At 68.0% G+C, this 14,298-nt stretch carries 15 protein-coding genes; 7 read left to right on the top strand and 8 right to left on the bottom strand.

Going from position 1 to position 14,298, the window contains the following annotated elements; translation table 11 throughout:
• Window positions 1–40 precede the first annotated feature (40 nt).
• From ACXZ1E_RS03575 to idi, 7 genes are read right to left on the bottom strand one after another with little or no spacing between them, the layout of a single operon-like run.
• Window positions 41–934 carry a prenyltransferase gene (locus ACXZ1E_RS03575; protein ID WP_458042065.1) on the bottom strand — a complete coding sequence of 298 codons (894 nt, stop codon included), beginning with the start codon at window positions 932–934 and terminating at the stop codon, window positions 41–43.
• The gene (locus ACXZ1E_RS03570) at window positions 931–1,236 is read right to left on the bottom strand and encodes a lycopene cyclase domain-containing protein (protein WP_458042064.1); all 306 of its coding nucleotides are present in this window, start codon (window positions 1,234–1,236) and stop codon (window positions 931–933) included. Before ACXZ1E_RS03570 ends, ACXZ1E_RS03575 begins: the two co-directional genes overlap by 4 nt.
• Window positions 1,233–1,595, bottom strand: a complete 363-nt coding sequence (locus tag ACXZ1E_RS03565; RefSeq protein WP_458042063.1) for a lycopene cyclase domain-containing protein — start codon at window positions 1,593–1,595, stop codon at window positions 1,233–1,235. Before ACXZ1E_RS03565 ends, ACXZ1E_RS03570 begins: the two co-directional genes overlap by 4 nt.
• A gap of 5 nt (window positions 1,596–1,600) precedes the next feature.
• Window positions 1,601–3,175 (bottom strand): phytoene desaturase family protein, encoded by a 1,575-nt coding sequence (gene crtI, locus ACXZ1E_RS03560; RefSeq protein ID WP_458042062.1) that lies wholly within the window; start codon window positions 3,173–3,175, stop codon window positions 1,601–1,603.
• Entirely contained in the window at window positions 3,172–4,149 is a 978-nt protein-coding gene (locus ACXZ1E_RS03555) for a phytoene/squalene synthase family protein (RefSeq protein ID WP_458042061.1), read from the bottom strand. The genes crtI and ACXZ1E_RS03555 overlap by 4 nt, the downstream gene beginning before the upstream one ends.
• Complete coding sequence (locus tag ACXZ1E_RS03550; protein ID WP_458042060.1) at window positions 4,146–5,222, bottom strand: polyprenyl synthetase family protein; 1,077 nt, start codon at window positions 5,220–5,222, stop codon at window positions 4,146–4,148. Before ACXZ1E_RS03550 ends, ACXZ1E_RS03555 begins: the two co-directional genes overlap by 4 nt.
• A gap of 24 nt (window positions 5,223–5,246) precedes the next feature.
• On the bottom strand, window positions 5,247–5,807 hold the full coding sequence (gene idi, locus ACXZ1E_RS03545) for an isopentenyl-diphosphate Delta-isomerase (RefSeq protein WP_458042059.1): 561 nt from the start codon (window positions 5,805–5,807) through the stop codon (window positions 5,247–5,249).
• A gap of 108 nt (window positions 5,808–5,915) precedes the next feature.
• Here idi and ACXZ1E_RS03540 point away from each other — a divergent pair, with 108 nt between their 5' ends.
• From ACXZ1E_RS03540 to dapF, 6 genes are all read left to right on the top strand, one after another.
• Window positions 5,916–6,347 carry a MarR family winged helix-turn-helix transcriptional regulator gene (locus ACXZ1E_RS03540; protein ID WP_458042058.1) on the top strand — a complete coding sequence of 144 codons (432 nt, stop codon included), beginning with the start codon at window positions 5,916–5,918 and terminating at the stop codon, window positions 6,345–6,347.
• A gap of 268 nt (window positions 6,348–6,615) precedes the next feature.
• Window positions 6,616–7,668 carry a recombinase RecA gene (recA, locus tag ACXZ1E_RS03535; RefSeq protein ID WP_458042057.1) on the top strand — a complete coding sequence of 351 codons (1,053 nt, stop codon included), beginning with the start codon at window positions 6,616–6,618 and terminating at the stop codon, window positions 7,666–7,668.
• Window positions 7,669–7,670: 2 nt separating this feature from the next.
• Complete coding sequence (locus tag ACXZ1E_RS03530; protein ID WP_458042056.1) at window positions 7,671–8,429, top strand: regulatory protein RecX; 759 nt, start codon at window positions 7,671–7,673, stop codon at window positions 8,427–8,429.
• A gap of 66 nt (window positions 8,430–8,495) precedes the next feature.
• Window positions 8,496–10,049, top strand: coding sequence for a tRNA (N6-isopentenyl adenosine(37)-C2)-methylthiotransferase MiaB (miaB, locus tag ACXZ1E_RS03525; protein WP_458042055.1), 1,554 nt, complete (start codon window positions 8,496–8,498; stop codon window positions 10,047–10,049).
• Complete coding sequence (gene miaA, locus ACXZ1E_RS03520; RefSeq protein WP_458042054.1) at window positions 10,046–10,984, top strand: tRNA (adenosine(37)-N6)-dimethylallyltransferase MiaA; 939 nt, start codon at window positions 10,046–10,048, stop codon at window positions 10,982–10,984. Before miaB ends, miaA begins: the two co-directional genes overlap by 4 nt.
• Before the next feature lie 29 nt (window positions 10,985–11,013).
• Window positions 11,014–11,886, top strand: a complete 873-nt coding sequence (gene dapF, locus ACXZ1E_RS03515; RefSeq protein WP_458042053.1) for a diaminopimelate epimerase — start codon at window positions 11,014–11,016, stop codon at window positions 11,884–11,886.
• Window positions 11,887–11,912: 26 nt separating this feature from the next.
• Here the strand turns inward: dapF and ACXZ1E_RS03510 are convergent, their stop codons facing one another.
• A complete protein-coding gene (locus tag ACXZ1E_RS03510; protein WP_458042052.1) occupies window positions 11,913–12,557 on the bottom strand; it encodes a class I SAM-dependent methyltransferase in 645 nt (214 codons plus the stop codon).
• 131 nt (window positions 12,558–12,688) lie between these two features.
• Between ACXZ1E_RS03510 and hflX the strand changes: the two genes are divergently transcribed.
• On the top strand, window positions 12,689–14,206 hold the full coding sequence (gene hflX, locus ACXZ1E_RS03505; protein ID WP_458042051.1) for a GTPase HflX: 1,518 nt from the start codon (window positions 12,689–12,691) through the stop codon (window positions 14,204–14,206).
• Window positions 14,207–14,298 lie beyond the last annotated feature (92 nt).

Genomic DNA, 14,298 nt, shown 5'->3' with positions numbered 1-14,298 from the left:
GGGTGAGGCCCCAGGGTGAGGGGCCCCAGGGCGCGGCGACTCACGCCGTGAGCAGCCACCACCACACGAGCAGGAGCGTGACGCCGAAGCCCGCGAGCTGGTTGATCCACAGGAACGCACGCCACCCCCGCGTCGCCTCGTGCGAAGCGGCATCGCTGACGCTGCGGTACGGCCACACGGCGACGAGGTAGGGAATGACGAGCAGCCCGGCGAGCGGCCCCGGCCACTCCGACGCGAGCATTGTCAGACCCGAGAGCGCGTAACAGACCAGCGCGAAGCGGACGGTCCAGGCGGCGCCGTGCGCGGTCGCAATGGAGGAGATACCCGCCTCGCGGTCGGCCGAGACATCCTGCACCGCGCCGAAGGCGTGGGATGCGACGCCCCACAGTGCGAACGCCACGACGATCGCGACCAGCCCCGGCGTCCAGGCGACTCCGGCGAGCACGAAGCCGTAAACGGCGGGTGAGACGAAGTGGATGCTGGATGTCACCGAGTCGGCGAACGGCACCTCTTTGAGCCGCAGCGGGGGAGCGGAGTAGAACACGACGAAGAACAGACTGAGCGCGAGCACGAGCCACGACAGCGGCCCGCCGACCCAGACCAGGAACACCACGAACGGCAGGCACGAGAGCCCCGCGGCCCACAGGGTGACGGGGTGCAGGCGTCGATCGAGGACGGCCCCGTGTGCACCGCCCTTGCGCGGGTTACGCATGTCGGATTCGTAATCGAAGACGTCGTTGATCCCGTACATCGCCAGGTTGTAGGGGATGAGGAAAAACACCGTGCCGACGATCAGCACCGCGTCGATCTCGCGCGTCGCGAGCAGGTACGCGGCCGCAAACGGGAACGCCGTGTTGACCCAGCTCACTGGCCGTGAGGACACGAAAAGAGTGCGGATGATTCGACCGACGCCGATTCGCTCCGCGCCGGTCATGCGGGCTCCTTCGGCGTCAGGAGTGTCCAGATAGCGGGGATCAGGAAGGCGGCCGCGAGCGGGTAGGCGAAGTCCTCGACGGGCGCGAGGGCGATGTAGAGGCCACTCAAGTGTTCGGGCGGGTAGGTGAACAGCCCCGCGGCGATCATGATGTTGTCGAAGACCGCGGTCAGGGTGAGCAGCGCGAGCGCCGCGAGCCCCGACGCGGCCATCCGACGGGCGAAACGTTCGCGCCGTGCGGTCAGGATCGTGACGAGGGCCGCCACGAGGAGGAACGGGACGACGATCAGCGGGTAGGTCATCCGCGCGTACCCTCGTCGGTTCCCGCTGCGGGCGCCGCTGTTCCGTCCCGACGAACAAGAATGCGGAATGCCGCGGCCCAACACACGAGCGTCAGGTAGCAGAGGAAGGCGAGGAAGAAGAGTTCCTCGAGCGGCAACTCAGGAGCGAGCATGATGCCGGTGTAGAGGGCGCTGCCGCCCTTCACGAAGACGCCGGTCACGATACCCGCGGCATCCCAGGCGAGAAAGAACGCGACCCCGATCGCGACCGTTGCGAGGGTCCGGCCGCGAGCCACCCAGAACGCCAGTCGGAAGCGCCGGTCGATGAGCGCGATTCCCCCCGCCGAGACGAGGATCGCGAGAAGGTACAAGCCCGGCACGACGTTCAGTCTGCCACGGCATCGAGAACTGGCTCGCGCACCCTTCCCGCTCCATCGTCGCCGCGGACGCGCTTGAGGACGAGTTCGGCCGAGATCAGGCACATCGGGAGGCCGATCCCGGGCAGGACGTCTGCGCCGGCGTACAGCAGTCCTTCGACCCTGCGCGAAGCATTCCGCGGACGGAATACGGCGCTCTGCAGAAGTGTGTGGGACAGCCCGAGCGAGTTGCCGCGCCACGTGTGCAGGTCGCTCGCGAAATCGGCGGGGGCGATTGTGCGGCGGACGACGATCCGATCCGCGAGGTCCGGGATACCCGTCCACGCGGCGATCTGATCGATCACGGCGTCTGCCGCGGCCTCGATGCGGGGACCTCCCGCGCCGTCCACGCCACCGTGGCCGAGGGTCACATCCGCCGGCATCGGAACGAGCACGAACAGGTTCTCGTGGCCCGCCGGGGCGACGGAGGGGTCGGTGGCGCTCGGTCGACACACGTACAGCGACGCCGGATCGGGCACGTACGGTTCGTCCCCGAAGATCGCGTCGAAGTTGCCGCGCCAGTCCTTCGTGAACACCAGCGTGTGGTGTGCCAGACGTGGCAGTTCGCCCTCGACGCCGAGCAGCAGGAGCAGGGCACCCGGGCTCGGCGTGCGCTTCTTCCACCAGGACTCCGGATACGTCTGGCGCTCCGGGGGTAGCAGCTCGGTCTCGAGGTGGTGGAGATCACTCGCGCCCACCACGAGGTCGGCGGGCACGAAACGGGTCGTTCCTGAAGCATCCTGAACCCGCACGCCGACCGCTCGCGAGCCGGCGGTCTCGATCGCGACCACCGGTGTGCCCGTCTCGATCGTGACGCCCCGCTCGCGAGCGAGACGCGCGATGGCGTCGATGATCGTCGTGAACCCGCCCATCGGATAGGCGACCGAATCGCCCAGGTCGAGATGGCTCATCAGGTGGTACAGGCTCGGCACGTCGAACGGCGAGCCGCCGAGGAAGACGGCGGGGTATCCCATGACCTGGCGGAGCCGCGGGTCGGTGAATCGGCTCTCGATGTGGCGATGCAGCGGGCGCGTCAGCAGGGGGAGTAACTGGGGAAGTCGGCGGAGCAGGGCGGGGTCGCGCAAGCCCTTCGTGGACGCATACGAGTCGTAGAGGAAGCGCGTGACCGAGAGTTCGTAGGCGTCCTGCGCCGAAGCGAGGTAGTCGCGCACCGCGGCGCCCGCTCCCGGTTCGATCCCCTCGAAGAGCTCGGCGACGTGATCGACGCCGGAGCGGATCTCGAGCGGCTCGGCATCGCCCTCGGTGTAGACGCGGTACGCGGGGTCCAGGCGCTCGAGCTCGAGCTCACGCTCGGCGCTCGTGCCGAGCAGCCGGAAGAAGTGGTCGAACACCTCCGGCATCAGATACCAGCTCGGCCCCGTTTCGAAGCGGAACCCTTCGTGCTCCCAGGAGCCCGCCCGGCCGCCGAGAGCATCCCGGGCCTCGAAGAGCGTGACGGAGTGGCCGTCCGCTGCGAGCAGGGTGGCGGTGGCGAGCCCCGCGATACCCCCGCCGATCACGACGACTCGTTGGGTGGAGCTCATGAGCGTGTTCCTCGCGTCGGTCGTTCCTGGGTGGGGTGTTCCTGTGTCGAAGGCACGTTCGGGCTGGGGGAGGGCGCTTTCTCCCTCGACGGCGTCCGGGGCGCGCGCGGCGCTGCCCCCGCCGCGGCCCGAGCGAACAGAGCTGCCTTGACGGGGTTCGGCACGCGCACCCGGCCGACCGAGGCATCCGCTTGCCGAAGACGGGAGCTCAGCTCGGCGAACAGGTCGTGTGCGCATGTCACAGCGCGGCGCGAGTCCCGCGGTAGTCGGGGGATGACGGATGCCGCGGCCGCGAGGTCCGCGTCGATGTCATCGAGTACGGCCGCCCGAGTCGTCGGCGAGCCGTCGAGTCCCAGGTAGTCGCGCCCGAGGGCGTCGCTGTCGTGGCCCGCATCCCGCAGGAAGTTGACGTTCTGGAAGGCCGCGCCCAGTCGTCGGGCGCCCGCGACGATCTCGGGGTCCGCCGGTCCGGGGTTCTCGCTGCCGGCGTTCACGAAGGCCTGCACGCACATCAGGCCGACGACCTCGGCCGACCCGTAGACATAGGCATCGTGGGATGCCGCGTCGTGCTCCGTGACGGTGATGTCCGTGCGCATCGAGGCGAAGAACGGCCGGACGAGCGCCTCGTCGATCGCACACTCGCGCGCGGTGAGGGCGAACGCGTGAACGACGAGATTTGCGCTGAATCCGGTGCGAATGGCCTCGAGCGTCTGTGCCTCGAGCGCGTCCAGCTCGCGCGCCTCCTCTTCGGCGGTCAGTCCCGCCTCGCGCGCGGGCCCGTCGACGATCTCGTCCGCGACACGGACGAGCGCGTAGATGCTGCGGACGTGCGGTTGAACGCGGGGACCGAGCAAGCGAGACGCGTAGCCGAACGAGGTCGAGTAGCGGGAGATGACGGTCTCGGCCGCGGCTCGGGCCGTGCGGTCGTACAGGTCGAGCCCGGTGGTGTCGCGGGATGCTGAACGGTCGGTCACGGAATACGCGCCTCTACAGCGGTCACGAGGTCGCCGAGCATCCGCGCGGTCGCGGGCGGCACGTATCCGGGCACGATGAGGGCGCGCGCCTCCGCTAGGGCGTTGTTCACGAGCCGTTCCAGCTCGTTGCGCGCGCCACTGCCGTCGAGCATGTCCTGCGCGTGCCGAACCGCGATCGGGCCCGTGTGCGCGAGCGCGAGCGCGTCGCTCACCTGTGACCAAGACGCGGTGGCTCGGGCGAGGGCGATCAGCGCGGTCTGCTTCGCCTCGCGCAGATCGGCACCGGCCGGGCGACCGGCCTGCTCATCCGTGCCGAAGGCGCCGATCAGGTCGTCGACGAGTTGGTATGCCAGACCGAGCCGGCTGCCGAACTGCGCCAGCATCTTTTCGACCTCGGGGCTTGCCCCGGCCAACAGAGCGCCCGCGCGAAGGGGCGCGGCGAATGAGTACACGGCCGTTTTGTCGTGCGTGACCGCCAGGATGTCGGCGGCCGCGGGCTCCTCATCGAGAACCGAATGGGCGACGTCCGCGAACTCGCCCGCGGCCGAGACCAGCACCGCCTCGTCGAGCAGATTCAGCAGACGCACGCGCTCGTCCTCGGAAGCGGGGCAGAGCGCAATCAAACGCTGAGACTCGTGCAACAAGAGATCCCCGGCGAGGAGCCCAGCGGCATCGCCGACGAGCGCGGCACCCGAGGCATCCGCGCCCCACTGTGTCGCGTAAATCCGGAACTGACCGGAGACGTTCGGAACGCCGCGACGCATCGTGTCGTGGTCGAGGATGTCGTCGTGCATGAGGAACGCGGCGTGCAGGAGTTCGAAAGCCGCGGCGACGGGATAGACGCAGCCGTTCGCGGAAGCGTCGCCGCCGAGCGACTCGAACGTCGCGACGACGAGCGCGGGACGAAAGCGCTTGCCGCCCTGTGTTGAGCGGTGGATCGCGGAGCCCAGTTCGGCGAAGACGCCGCCGAACGGCTGAGCACGATGCTCGATCCGGGCCAGGGCGCCGTCGATCACCGCATCGATCTCGGCTCGCGCGACGGAGCCCACCAGACCGGTGGCGATCAGGCTCATGACGGGAGGCTCATGACGCGAGACTCATGACGCGAGGCGACGGTCGTTCACGGAACGGTGCGCCGTGAACAGATCGAGCTGCTGCGCCTGCAGAACCAACCAGGGGCTGAAGGCCCAGGGAGTCGCCTCGAGCGAACGCGCGAGGTCCTCGGGTCGCACCCACGTGAAGTCCACGGCCTCGTGGGGGTTCAGGACAAGCTCGTCGCTCGTCCGCGCCGTGTAGACGGGGCAGATTTCGTGCTCCACGATTCCGCTGGCATCGACGGCGCGGTAGCGGAAGAGGGGGAGCGCGAGCTCGAGGGACGAGACGGTGATGCCGAGCTCGTGCTCGGCGCGTCGACGGACCGCCGCGACGACGGGCTCGGCGGGGCGGGGATGACCGCAGAACGAGTTCGTCCAGACGCCGGGCCAGGTCTGCTTGTCGAGGGCGCGACGGGTGACCAGAATGCGTCCCTCATCATCGAGGACATGGCACGAGAATGCGAGATGCAGTGCTGTATCGGTACCGTGGACGCTGGCCTTCGGGGCAGTTCCGATCTCGTTTCCCGCCTCATCGAGGAGGACAACGTAGTCGGTGTCGGGCATGTACGTGCTCCCCTGTTAATTCGCTAGTTTAGCTAGCTAATCGCTGTCTTCCGATGATACACATGAGCCAGAGGGGGTGTCCACGCATTGACTGATCAGAAAGAATCCGTGCGCTCTGCCCTCCTCGCGCTGCGCAGTCTGGGTGATGCCCTCGACCGGATGCACGGCGAGGTCGGCGACGAGATGGCGATGAACCTCACCGATCTGCGGGCACTGCGCATGATGGTCGAGTGGGAGCGGCGGGGCACCGCTGTGAGTCCGCACGATCTCGCTCGGCACCTCCGCATCTCTACGGCATCGACGTCGAAGATGGTCGATCGATTGGTCGCTGCCGAGCATGTTGAACGCAAGCCCCATCCGACCGACCGCCGGGCGCGCGTCGTGGTGCTGACGGAGCATTCGCGGAGCACGTTCTATCGGCACTTCGGGGGGCATCTCGGCGCCATGCGCGAGATTGCGAGCGACTACGACCAGGCGCAACTTGCCGTCATAGCGGATTTTCTCGATCGGATGGCTCAGGCGCTCGATCCGCGTACCTGATCGCCTGTGAACGCATTGCTCGTGGAAGTCTTCGACGACACGCCCGCGCTTTAGTCGAAACTATGTTCGTCGCTGGATAAGCTCCTGCACAGGTGGATGAGGTGCAGTTTCTCCACGAAGGCGAACGGCCGCACGACGGATGTCGGAGGCCCTTCCTAACGTGAGAACCACACCGAGCCCCGCTCACGCCTTGTCGAAGTATCCGGATCGCCGATCCGGCTGCGCGACAGACTGCAGGCGATGGACCGCGAGACAGAAGGAGCATCCCATGCCCAACCCCGCCGACCGCGAGAAGGCCCTTGAATCGGCCCTCGCACAGATCGACCGCCAGTTCGGAAAAGGCTCGGTCATGCGCCTCGGCAGCGATGACCGCGCTCCCGTCGAGGTCATTCCGACCGGTTCCATCGCCCTCGACGTCGCCCTCGGAGTGGGCGGACTGCCCCGCGGCCGCATCATCGAGATCTACGGTCCGGAGTCGTCGGGTAAGACGACTCTCACGCTGCACGCCATCGCGAATGCCCAGCGTGCGGGCGGCATCGCCGCCTTCATCGACGCGGAGCACGCGCTCGACCCCGAATACGCCATGAAGCTCGGCGTCGACATCGACCAACTGCTCGTCTCGCAGCCCGACACGGGTGAGCAGGCGCTCGAGATCGCCGACATGCTGATCCGCTCGGGTTCGATCGACCTCATCGTGATCGACTCGGTCGCAGCGCTTGTGCCGCGCGCCGAGATCGAGGGCGAGATGGGTGACTCGCACGTCGGCCTGCAGGCACGACTGATGTCCCAGGCGCTTCGCAAGCTGACGGGTGGTCTGAACCAGACCAACACGACGATGATCTTCATCAACCAGCTGCGCGAGAAGATCGGCGTGTTCTTCGGATCCCCCGAGACCACCGCGGGTGGTAAGGCACTCAAGTTCTACGCCTCGGTCCGCCTCGACATCCGTCGCATTGAAACGCTCAAGGACGGATCGGATGCCGTGGGTAACCGCACGCGCGTCAAGGTCGTCAAGAACAAGATGGCTCCGCCCTTCAAGCAGGCCGAGTTCGACATCCTCTATGGCACGGGCATCTCACGCGAAGGTTCGCTGATCGACTTCGGTGTCGAGCACCTGATCGTGAAGAAGTCGGGTGCTTGGTACACGTACGAGGGAGAGCAGCTGGGTCAGGGTAAAGAGAACGCCCGCAACTTCCTGCTGAAGAACCCCGAGACCGCCAACGAGATCGAGCACAAGATCAAGCAGAAGCTCGGTATCGGCATGCCCAAGGCTCTGCCGCAGGTCGCGGATGACGAGCTGGCACAGCGCCGGCCGGCCTGATCATGCCGACCAACGACGGTGACGGGGGCGGGCATCTGGCTCCCGTCACCTACCTCCCGGGTGCGGACCGCGGCGCGGAACCCCAGCGTGGGCAGACCGCACCCGAGAGGGCGGTCGCGCCCCCGAGTCGCAAGGTGACTTTTTCGCCCGAGTATTGGGCCGAGGACGAGGCCCCGACGGCCGCCCCGACGGCCGGGCTGACGACCGCTCCACGTAAGCCGGTGGCGATTTCGACGCGGGATGAACTTCCGGATGACGATGACGAGCCCGGGGTTGATGTCGAGGGTGCGACGCAGGCACTGGTAAAGCGGCTCCGCACACGTCAGCTTTCCGCAAAAGAGGCGCGGATGATGTTGGCCGAGCGCGGTCTCGACAGTGCGGCGGCGGAGGATGTGGTGGCGGACTTCGAGGCGCGGGGGTATCTCGATGATGCTCGTCTGGCCGAGCAGCTCGTATATTCCGCGACCAGCCGAAAGGGCCAGGGGCGTCGTGCGATCTCGCAGACGCTCTCGGGTCGAGGGATCCCGCGGGAGGTCGTCGATGCGGCCCTCGACGAACTTCCCGACGACGAGGCCGAGCGTGCGCTCGACTTCGCCCGGCAGAAGGCCCGTTCGATGGGCTCGCTCGATCGCGACGCAGCCGTGCGCAGGCTGCACGGTCAGCTCGCGCGCCGCGGATTCGGCGGATCGATGGCCATGACCGCAGCCAAGCAGGCCCTTGACGAGGCCGGCGTCGGTTCGTCCCAGGTCCGCTTCCGCTGACGCCGTTCTCGCGGACGGACTGCTCAGCGCCTCGAGGCGACGTGGGCTCGTAGAATCGGACACATCATGTCTTCTCTTTCTTCGGCCCCGACGCTCATCGCGCCATCCGCGGCCGCACGCGCCGAAGACGGCGCCGCCCGCACCTACGAGGTGCGTACGTTCGGCTGTCAGATGAACGTCCACGACTCCGAGCGCCTCTCCGGATCGCTCGAGAGCGCCGGATACGTCCGCGCGGATGCCGGGTCCGAGGCGGACGTCATCATCATCAACACCTGCGCGGTGCGTGAAAACGCATCGGGCAAGCTCTACGGCACGCTCGGGCATCTCGCATCCGTCAAGCGCCGTAAGGACGGCATGCAGATCGCCGTCGGCGGGTGCCTGGCCCAGATGGACAAGCAGGCCGTGATCGACAAGGCCCCCTGGGTCGACGTCGTCTTCGGCACGCACAACATGGGTTCGCTCCCGCGCCTGCTCGAACGCGCGCGGCACAACGGCGATGCCGAGCTCGAGATCCTCGAATCCCTCGAGGTGTTCCCCTCGACGCTTCCGACCAAGCGCGACTCGGTCTACAGCGGCTTGGTGTCGATCTCGGTCGGATGCAACAACACCTGCACCTTCTGCATCGTCCCGACCCTGCGCGGCAAAGAGCGCGACCGTCGCCCGGGCGACATCCTCGAAGAGGTCAGCCTGCTGGTCGACGACGGTGCCATCGAGGTCACGCTGCTCGGGCAGAACGTCAACTCCTACGGTGTCGAGTTCGGCGACCGTCACGCCTTCGGCAAGCTGTTGCGCGCGACCGGCGAGATTCGCGGACTCGAGCGCATCCGCTTCACGAGCCCCCACCCGGCAGCCTTCACCGACGACGTGATCGACGCGATGGCCGAGACGCCGTCCGTCATGCCGCAGCTGCACATGCCCCTGCAGTCGGGCAGCGACCGCATCCTCAAGGCCATGCGGCGTTCGTACCGTAGCGAGAAGTTCCTCGGCATCCTCGACCGGGTCCGTGAGCGAATCCCCAACGCCGCGATCACGACCGACATCATCGTCGGATTCCCCGGTGAGACCGAGGAAGACTTCGCCGAGACGCTCCGCGTCGTGGAGCAGGCCCGCTTCGCCAGTGCCTTCACCTTCCAGTACTCGATCCGCGAAGGCACGCCCGCCGCGACCATGCCCGATCAGGTGCCGAAGGCGGTCGTGCAGGAGCGCTATGAGCGCCTGATGGCATTGCAGGACCGCATCTCCCTCGAAGAGAACCGAGCGCAGGTCGGCCGCGAGGTCAACGTGCTCATCTCGTCTGGTGAGGGTAAGAAAGATGCCGCGACCCACCGCCTGACGGGACGCGCCGAAGACAACCGGCTCATCCACGTCGAGCTGCCTGCAGGCTCCGAGACGCCCCGCCCGGGCGACATCGTGACCGCCGTCGTGACGCACGCGGCACCGTTCTACCTGCTCGCCGACGCGCCAGCCGGTGCGCCGCTGCGCATTCGGCGCACGCGGGCGGGGGATGCCTGGGATCGCACGCAGTCTGAGTCGTGCGCCGTGCCCGCCCCGGCGGCTGGAGCATCCGGTGCGCCGCGCGCGGTGTCGCTCGGACTGCCCGTGATGCCGCCGCGGGCGTGAGCGTAAAGCCCGCCGGGTCCGATCACGCGACGCCGCGGTTGATCGCCGTCGTCGGCGCGACGGGCACAGGCAAAAGCGCGCTGTCGCTCGACCTGGCCGAAGCGCTCGGGGAACGCGGCGAACGTGCCGAGATCGTCAACGCCGATGCGATGCAGCTGTACCGCGGCATGGACATCGGCACGGCGAAGCTCCCGCTCGCTGAGCGCCGTGGCATCCCGCACCATCTGCTCGACGTGTTGAACGTCGACGAAGACGCCGCTGTCGCCGCGTACCAGGCCGAGGCCCGGCGGGCGATCGAGCAGATTCACGCCCGGGGGGCGCACGCCATCCTCGTGGGCGGCTCCGGTCTTTACGTGTCGAGCGTGCTCTACGATTTCTCGTTCCCGCCACGCGATGAAGTACTCCGCGCCGAGCTGGAGGCCGAGCTCGAGGCGCACGGGCCCGGCATCCTCTTCGCGCGGCTGCGGGAGCAGGACCCCGCAACCGCCGCCCGGATCGATGCGCGCAACGGCCGCCGGGTCGTGCGTGCGCTCGAGGTGCTGGCACAGGGGAGCGCGACCCACGGCGCCGCGCTTCCGGACGAGCCGGTGCCGTGGCACCCGTCGACAGTCATCGGTCTGCACGAGGAGCGCTCCGTGCTGGTCGAGCGACTCGATGCGCGGGTCGAGTCGATGTGGGAGCAGGGGCTGCTCGACGAGGTCGAAGCGCTGCGGGCCGAGGGCCTCGAGCGCGGCACGACAGCACGTCGAGCGCTCGGGTACGCGCAGGCCCTCGCCCAGCTGACGGGCGAGCTCACTCAGACAGAGGCGATCGCGCAGACTCAGGCTCTGACCCGTCGGTACGCCCGCCGTCAGGTCTCGTGGTTCCGCCGCTACGCGGACGTGCTCTGGTTGCCTGCGGCCGAGGCAAGCGCGGCACGAGCGCTCACCGAGTGAGATGAAGCTCGCGCCCTAGACTTGTCGGTATGCTCGGCACCGTCACGTTCACCAAAGGCCACGGCACGGGCAACGACTTCGTCATCATCGCGGATCCGGATGGCGCACTATCGCTGACCGACGATCAGATCGCGGCCCTGTGCGACCGACGCTTCGGCATCGGTGCAGACGGCATCCTGCGCGTCGTTCGTTCGGCGGCCATCGACGAGGGTGCGTCCGCCGCGGCTTTGGGTGCCGAGTGGTTCATGGACTATCGCAACGCGGATGGCTCGAAGGCCGAGATGTGCGGCAACGGTATCCGCGTCTTCGCGCACTACCTCGCCGAGTCGGGGCTCGCCGAGATTGACGCCGCCGGCATCCCGATCGGTACGCGGGCCGGGGTCAAGCATGTGGCCCGGTCGAACGACGGCTTCGTAGCGGATCTCGGTGTGTGGGACGTGGATGAGGATGCTCCGACGGTGCGGGCGCGCGGACTGAGTGTGGCACGGCCTGGCCTCGGGGTCGATGTCGGCAATCCGCATGTCGTCGTCGCGCTGCCCGGTGAAGACGAACTCGAAGCGCTCGAGCTGACGTACAAGCCGGTTCTCGAGCCCGAACCGGTCGCCGGCGCCAACGTGGAGTTCGTCGTGCCCGCGGAGCCTCTCGTTCAGGACGGCGTCGGGGTCATTCGGATGCGCGTCTTCGAGCGTGGCGTCGGCGAGACCCTCAGCTGCGGCACGGGTGTCGCGGCGGCTGCCCTGGCCGTCCGGCACTGGGCAGGAGCCGGAGCGCCCGACGCCTGGCGCGTGGACGTCCCCGGCGGAACGCTCGGTGTACGGATGGTTGCTCGCGACGGCGAGATGCACGTGCTGCTGTCTGGGCCTGCTGTGCTGGTCTTCTCGGGCGACGTCGCTCTCGCCTGAGCGGACACGCGCTGTCGAGCTCGCTGTCAGCTGATGATGTCGAGCGGCGTCGTCGGCGGCGAACCGTGGCGACGGACGCGGATCACGCGGTAGCCGCGCCCCGTGGCAGCGCGATGAACGCTGTACCCGTGCTCGAACGTCGAGGCCAGCCAGCGTTGCAGGGAATCGGAGCCCAGGTTTCGCTGCACCACGAGCCACGCGTCGCTGCGCTCGTCGAGCCGAGGGATCCAGCGCTCGAGCAGGCCGTGCAACTCGTTCTTGCCCACCCGAATCGGCGGATTGGAGCGGATGCTGCGAAACACCACGTCGTCGGGAACATCATCGGGCAGGACGGCGTTCACGTTAGGGAGTTCGAGTCTTGCGGCGTTCCGACGCACCAGGTCGAGGGCTCGTTCGTTGACGTCCACGGCCCACACGGTTGCGTGCGGAGACTGCATCGCCAGGGTCAGGGCAACCGGACCCCATCCGGAGCCCAAATCCAGCAGGTGCCCTCCGGCGGGAGCTGCAGGGGTGTTCGCGAGCAGTACGGCAGTCCCAGCGTCCAGACGATCTGGGCTGAAGACCCCACCAGCGGTCGTCAACTCGACGGATCGACCATTCAAGTCGACACGGATCTGACGTAAATTCTCGGCGCTGGCGGGACTCGCAGAGAAATAGTGGTCGCTCGCCATGGGTGCGAGCGTAGCGGAGTACCCGTGTCGCGCGGGAGGCTAGAGTTTTACGACGTCGCGCGGACACGGACGACCACGGATGCCAGGGGCTCTCTTCACGAGGCGGCACGAGGCATCCGGAGAGGAAATACATGACCGACACCATCCCGACATCGAACGAGAACGGCGAGGCCGACGACGTCGTCGCTCGCGTTCTGGCGCGCGCCGAAACACGGTCGGGCGTTCGCACGTTCGGGGCGGCGCAGGCGCTGCAGGATGCCTCGACCACCGCTCGCGCCGATTCCGATGGTGACCAGTGGGATCGCGAAGATCGTCAGGCGCTTCGGCGCGTTCCGGGACTCTCGACCGAGCTCGAGGATGTCACCGAAGTCGAGTACCGGCAGCTGCGGTTGGAGAACGTCGTGCTCGTGGGCGTCTACCCGCAGGGCGAGCAGGAAGACGCCGAGAACTCTCTGCGGGAGCTCGCGGCCCTCGCCGAGACGGCGGGCGCTATCGTGCTCGACGCCGTGCTCCAGCGCCGCCCGCATCCGGACCCCGCGACCTATCTCGGCAGCGGCAAAGCGCAAGAACTCCGTGACCTCGTCGCGGCGGTCGGCGCGGACACCGTGATCGCCGACACCGAGCTGGCGCCCAGCCAGCGGCGCGCGCTCGAGGATGTCGTCAAGGTCAAGGTCATCGACCGCACCACGGTCATCCTCGACATCTTCAGCCAGCACGCGAAGAGCCGTGAGGGCAAGGCGCAGGTCGAGCTCGCGCAGCTCGAGTATCTGCTCCCGCGCCTGCGTGGTTGGGGTGATTCGATGTCGCGTCAGGCCGGTGGCCAGGTCGGTGCCGGCGGCGCGGGCATGGGATCGCGCGGCCCTGGTGAGACGAAGATCGAGCTGGACCGTCGACGCATCCGCACGAAGATGGCGCTTTTGCGCCGTCAGATCCGTGACTTCGCACCGGCCCGCGAGGCCAAGCGTGCCGAGCGCACCCGCAACACGATCCCCTCGGTCGCGATTGCCGGGTACACCAACGCGGGCAAGTCGAGCCTGCTCAACCGGCTGACGAGCGCGGGTGTGCTGGTCGAGAACGCCTTGTTCGCGACGCTCGATGCCACGGTCCGGCGCTCCGAGACGGTCGACGGGCGTGTTTTCACGCTCACCGACACCGTCGGTTTTGTCCGCAACCTCCCGCACCAGCTGGTCGAGGCGTTCCGCTCGACACTCGAAGAGGTCGCGGGCGCGGATGTCGTCCTGCACGTCGTCGATGCAGCACACCCCGACCCGGCGAGCCAGCTCGCCACGGTTCGCGATGTCATGGCCGAGGCGGGCGCTCGCGACGCGCACGAGATCGTCGTCTTCAACAAGGCCGACCTGATCGATGCGGACGATCGGATGGTGCTGCGTGGCCTTGTGCCGGACGCGATGTTCGTCTCGTCCCGTACCGGCGAGGGCATCGACGAGCTGCGCACCGCGGTCGAGGCGGCGCTGCCGCTCCCGGCCGTCGAGGTGCGCGCGCTCGTGCCCTACGACCGCGGAGACCTGGTGTCTGCGGCGCACGACTCGGGCCTCATCATCTCCGAGGGTCATGAAGAGGGTGGCACGGCGCTGCACGCCCACGTCTCGGCCCGCCTCGCGGCCGAGCTCGCGCCCTTCCTCCGCTGACCGTACCCGTCGTCACGGGCGGTTCCCCTGGCAGTTGTTGTGGTTCGCGGGTCCGGTTCGTCACGTCTTGTGCCAGGGGAGCCGCTCCGAAC

The organism is Pacificispira sp. HM-600 (assembly GCF_977993705.1).
Note: the sequence above shows the minus strand (reverse complement) of the source record. Positions and strands in the feature narration are given on the sequence as shown.

Excerpts from the sequence above, each read along its gene's own strand:
- miaB (WP_458042055.1), top strand. The coding sequence starts at position 8,496 with ATGTCTTCTCTTTCTTCGGCCCCGACGCTCATCGCGCCATCCGCGGCC.
- ACXZ1E_RS03510 (WP_458042052.1), bottom strand. The coding sequence starts at position 12,557 with ATGGCGAGCGACCACTATTTCTCTGCGAGTCCCGCCAGCGCCGAGAAT.
- ACXZ1E_RS03575 (WP_458042065.1), bottom strand. The coding sequence starts at position 934 with ATGACCGGCGCGGAGCGAATCGGCGTCGGTCGAATCATCCGCACTCTT.
- ACXZ1E_RS03550 (WP_458042060.1), bottom strand. The coding sequence starts at position 5,222 with ATGAGCCTGATCGCCACCGGTCTGGTGGGCTCCGTCGCGCGAGCCGAG.
- ACXZ1E_RS03530 (WP_458042056.1), top strand. The coding sequence starts at position 7,671 with ATGCCGACCAACGACGGTGACGGGGGCGGGCATCTGGCTCCCGTCACC.
- ACXZ1E_RS03570 (WP_458042064.1), bottom strand. The coding sequence starts at position 1,236 with ATGACCTACCCGCTGATCGTCGTCCCGTTCCTCCTCGTGGCGGCCCTC.
- hflX (WP_458042051.1), top strand. The coding sequence starts at position 12,689 with ATGACCGACACCATCCCGACATCGAACGAGAACGGCGAGGCCGACGAC.
- crtI (WP_458042062.1), bottom strand. The coding sequence starts at position 3,175 with ATGAGCTCCACCCAACGAGTCGTCGTGATCGGCGGGGGTATCGCGGGG.
- dapF (WP_458042053.1), top strand. The coding sequence starts at position 11,014 with ATGCTCGGCACCGTCACGTTCACCAAAGGCCACGGCACGGGCAACGAC.
- recA (WP_458042057.1), top strand. The coding sequence starts at position 6,616 with ATGCCCAACCCCGCCGACCGCGAGAAGGCCCTTGAATCGGCCCTCGCA.
- idi (WP_458042059.1), bottom strand. The coding sequence starts at position 5,807 with ATGCCCGACACCGACTACGTTGTCCTCCTCGATGAGGCGGGAAACGAG.